Annotated in this window: 3 protein-coding genes; 2 read left to right on the forward strand and 1 reads right to left on the reverse strand. The window is 71.8% G+C overall.

The window, feature by feature from the left end; all coding sequences use genetic code 11:
* Positions 1-35 precede the first annotated feature (35 nt).
* Positions 36-1,799 (reverse strand): S8 family serine peptidase, encoded by a 1,764-nt coding sequence (locus ACFU6K_RS32275; RefSeq protein WP_380669083.1) that lies wholly within the window; start codon positions 1,797-1,799, stop codon positions 36-38.
* 479 nt (positions 1,800-2,278) lie between these two features.
* Between ACFU6K_RS32275 and ACFU6K_RS32280 the strand changes: the two genes are divergently transcribed.
* On the forward strand, positions 2,279-3,592 hold the full coding sequence (locus ACFU6K_RS32280; RefSeq protein ID WP_380669079.1) for a serine hydrolase domain-containing protein: 1,314 nt from the start codon (positions 2,279-2,281) through the stop codon (positions 3,590-3,592).
* 323 nt (positions 3,593-3,915) lie between these two features.
* Positions 3,916-4,392 (forward strand): hypothetical protein, encoded by a 477-nt coding sequence (locus tag ACFU6K_RS32285; RefSeq protein ID WP_380669081.1) that lies wholly within the window; start codon positions 3,916-3,918, stop codon positions 4,390-4,392.
* The last annotated feature ends 93 nt before the right edge of the window (positions 4,393-4,485 follow it).

Consider the following 4,485-nt stretch of genomic DNA (forward strand, 5'->3'; position numbering starts at 1 on the left):
GCTCGGGCGTCGGCCGGCCGGGCGGAACGACCGGGTCAGAAGGTGAGGTTCCAGGCGTCGATCGTGCCGGTGTCGCCGGAGGCGCCGTCCTTCACCCGGAGCTTCCAGGTGCCGTTCGCCGTACTCGCGGAGGCGTTGACGGTGTAGGTCTTGGCGACGTTGTCGGTGCTGTCGCTGTTCGGGAAGTCCTCCAGGAGGTAGACCGTGCCGTCGGGCGCGACCAGGGAGAGGACGAGGTCGCCGCGGTAGGTGTGCTTGATGTCCACGCCGACCTTGAGCGTCGCCGGGGCGTTGCCGGTGACGCCGGTGACGGTGATCGGGCTCTCCACCGTGGTGTTGTCGGGGATCGCCACGTCGGCGGTGTTCTCGAAGTACTTTCCGGTGGGCGTCGTGGCGCCGCCGACCGCCTTCAGCGCGTCGACCTGGCCCTCGCCGAAGAAGGAGTTGTCGGCGGTGGTGCCGGTGCAGCGGCTGTCGGAGGCGGGGCAGGCCAGGTCGTTGGCCTGGCTCGCGAGGCGGGCCCGGATGTCGGCGGGGGTGAGCGTCGGGTCGGTGCTCGCGATCAGCGCGGCCACCCCGGTGACGTGCGGGGACGCCATCGACGTGCCGCTCTTGGTCCCGTACTTGCCGCCGGGCAGGGTCGAGTAGACGCCGGTGGCACCGTCACCGCCGGGCGCCGCGACGTCGATGACGCCCCGGCCGAAGTTGGAGTAGGAGGCCTTGCCGCTGCCGCTGCCCGTGGCCGCGACGGTCACCACGCCGGGGAGTTCGGTGGGGATGTCGACGCAGGCGTTGCTGATCGTCCGGGTGACCTTGGTGGAGTCGTTCGGACTCTCGGTGTCGGTGGTCTTGTTCGCCAGGTCGTAGTCGGCGTTGCCGGCCGCCGCGACCTGCAGCGAGCCCTTGCCCTCGGCGTACTCCTGGGCGCGCTTGACGCCCTCGATGATGGCCGCCTGGTCGAGGTCGTTCGGGCAGTTGAACTGCCACGGGTCGGTGTAGTAGCTGTTGTTGGTGACCTTGAAGCCGTGGTCGCCGGCCCAGACGAAGCCGCAGACGGTGTTCTCGGCGAAGAAGAAGGTGCTGGTCGGCTCGGCGATCCGGACCGAGGCGACCTTCACGCCCGGTGCGACCCCGATGACGCCCTTGCCGTTCTTCGCGGCCGCGATGGTGCCGGCGACGTGGGTGCCGTGGGTGTCCACGTCCCGCCAGGCGCCGCTGCGGGTGTCGGGCTTGCCGTAGGCGCAGGAGACCGAGTCGGCGGCGTCGAAGTTCGGCGCGAGGTCCTGGTGCTGGTCGTCCACGCCGGTGTCGAGCACGCCGACCTTGACGGACGGTGAGCCGGTGCTGACGCTCCAGGCCTGGTCGGCCTTGATCTGCGTCATGTCCCAGCGGTTGGACTCGGTGAGCGTGGTGGCCGCCTGCGCCGGGTTGGCGGGCAGCGCCGGGCTGTAGGCGTCGGCCGGCACGTCGGAGGTGCGGGTCGCGCCGACCTGCTGGATCCCGGTGACGGTGCGCAGCGCGGCGGCGAAGCCGGCGCTGGTGGAGTGGGCGACGATGACGCCGATCGGGTCGTAACTCGCGAAGACCGTACCGCCCTTGGCGGCGACGGCGGTCTTGGCGGCGGCGATGTCGGCGGGGGCGCTGATCACCAGGTAGGCCCGGGTGCCGGCGGCCCAGCCCGCCGCGCTGCCCGCGGCGGCGGGGGCCTGGGCGGCGGGCGCCGAGACGGTGCTGGGGACGGTGGGGGTGCTGGTCGTGGTGGCGGCGGTCGCGAACGCGGTGGGGGTGGCGAGCGCCATGGCCGAGAGCACGGCGAGGGCTGCGGCCGGGCGGCCGAGCCGTCGGGATATCAGGGGTGACACGTCATTCCTCCGATTCGGCCCGCGCGTGAGGGGGATCGCACGGGAATTGAGGGAAACATGCCAGATTGGCCAGGACTTGGGGAAGGCTTTACGCCTGACGACTTCTCGCGGAAGCGTTACGTTTTGATGTCACGGGATCCACGGCACCCCGGACGGGGCGTGCGGCGGCAACCTCGGCCGCACGCCGCCGGCCACTCGATCGGCCGGGGCCTCAGGGATCCGTCGGGGCCTCAGGGATCCGTCGGGGGCGGCCTTCGACCTGAGGTGGAGTCCTCCGGCCGGGACAATGGGCCCCGGGGCGGACATGCTCCGGACCTGAGGTGGACGCCTCGCATCGCGGCCGACTGAGATTATGTCAATTGTCTTTGTCATGACGAATGTTGACCGCATTCGTCGATCATCTCCGGGAGGACGACATGGCGGACGGGACGGCGGATCCGAGGCCGGGGAGAGTCGGGTCGAAGGGTCGGCGGTGGCGGGGCCCGGCCGGGCGGTCGGCGGTCGTCGCGCTCGCCGGCGCGGGGCTGCTGGCGGCCCTGGCTCCGGCCGCCGGCGCCACGGACGCCCCGGCGGCTCCCTACCGGGTGGCGGCGGACGGTGAGCGGACGGCGGACGGGGCGGCCCTGGACGCGGTGGTCCGGGCCATGGTGCGGGAGGGCGGTGCGGTGGCGACGCTGGCCCGTGTCCGGGAGAACGGCTCCACGGTCTGGAAGGGTGCGGCCGGCGTGGCCGACCTGGCCACCGGCGCCCCCGCCGATCCGGACGGGCGGTTCCGGATCGGCAGCGTCACCAAGACCTTCGTCGCGACGGTGGTCCTCCAGCTGGTCGCGGAACACCGGATCGGCCTCGACGACTCCGTCGAGAGCCGCCTGCCGGGCGTGGTGCCGAACGGCGCCGGCATCACCGTGCGCCAACTGCTCAACCACACCAGCGGCATCCACGACTTCACCGAGGACCCGGCGTTCGACGCAAGCAACGAGGAGACGCTGCGGCAGTGGCTGGCGGGTGGGCGCTGGACGTCCTACCGGCCGCAGCAGCTCGTGGACATCGCCGACAAGTACCCGCCGTACTTCGCCCCCGGACAGGGCTGGCACTACTCCAACACCGACTACGTGCTCGTCAGCATGATCATCGAGCGCCTCACCGGGCGCGGTTGGGCACTGGAGGTGGAACGCCGGATCATCCGGCCGCTGGGCCTGACGGGCACCTCGATGCCCGTCTACTCGCCCTTCATCCCCGGCTCGCACGCGCACGGCTACTACAAGCTCCCCACCGGCCCCGCCGACGTGACGCTGCTCAACCCGTCGATGGCGTCCGCCGCCGGGGCGGGCATCTCCACCACCGCGGACCTCACCCGCTTCATCGCCGCCCTGCTCGGCGGGCAACTGCTCGGCCCGGCCGAACTCGCCGAGATGAAGGACACCAGCGGCCCGGGCGCGGCCGCCGGCTACGGCCTCGGGCTCCAGCGGATGACCACGCCCTGCGGCGAGTTCTGGGGACACGACGGCGGCATCCCCGGCTACAACACCCTGCTGGTCGGCGAGGTCACCGGCAAGCGGCAGTTCGCCACCTCGATCAACCGGTACGACCTGTCGGACCCGGCCGCGATGCTGAGGACCTCCAACGACCTGTACGCCACGGGCACCTGCGGCGGCCGCCCGCCGGCCTCCTCGCCTTCGACCCTCCCGTCCACCGCCACGACGCCGTACTCCGCCGGACCGCTCACCTGAGCGTTTCGACGCGCCGAAGGGCGCTCCCGGTCACGCGAAATTCACAGCCCGGGGTCTACTCGCATAGACAGCGATGGGGCATCCTGGTCCGATGCCGGCGCTCGAAGCCCGTCGTCCCCCGTCACCCGGGAGCCGCGGGCGGTGGCGCCGGAGGGATCGGTCGGCCCTCGTGCCGGAGCACCGCCGCGTCACAGCACTGCGTACGACCCCTTCGTCCGGGCCGGTTCCGTCGGCCCGGCGCCGGACCTCCCGCCCTCCCACCGGAGCGCGGCAGGAGGGCGGGGGTCGAGTCGGATGCACACCATCCTCACCGGGAGATGCAGATGAAGCCACGCACCGCAGCCACCGTCGTCACCCTGGCCCTGGCCGGCCTCGCCCTCTCGGCGCCCACGGCCGGCGCCAGCGGCACCAAGCTGTCGCAGTCCGCGGCCGCCGGCCAGTTCAGCGGCGCCGGCATCACGTGGAGTTCCAGCGGGGGCTGCACCACCAGGTCCAACTCCACCTGCACCTCGTTCGACCAGATCAACTCGGGCACGGTCAGCGCCGTCATCACCCTCAAGCAGGCCAGCGGCTGCGCCATCAACATCACGGGCGGCACCGAGGTGGGCCACGCCTCCGGCACCTACAGCCACTACAACGGCTACAAGGTCGACATCGCCCGCAGCTCCTGCATCGACAACTACATCCAGAACAGCTTCACCTACATCGGCCTCCGGGGCGACGGCTACCCGCAGTGGCAGGCCGCGTCGGGCAACCTGTACTGCAACGAGGGCAGCCACTGGGACGTCCTCATCTACTGACGCCGGCCCCGGGCGTCTCCCGGGGTTCCTTTCGGATCAGGACGCGGCGCCGTGACGGGGTCCGAGGGCCCCAGCCACGCCGTAGCGCTCGAC

The organism is Kitasatospora sp. NPDC057512 (assembly GCF_042802135.1).
Taxonomy (GTDB): Bacteria; Actinomycetota; Actinomycetes; order Streptomycetales; family Streptomycetaceae; genus Kitasatospora.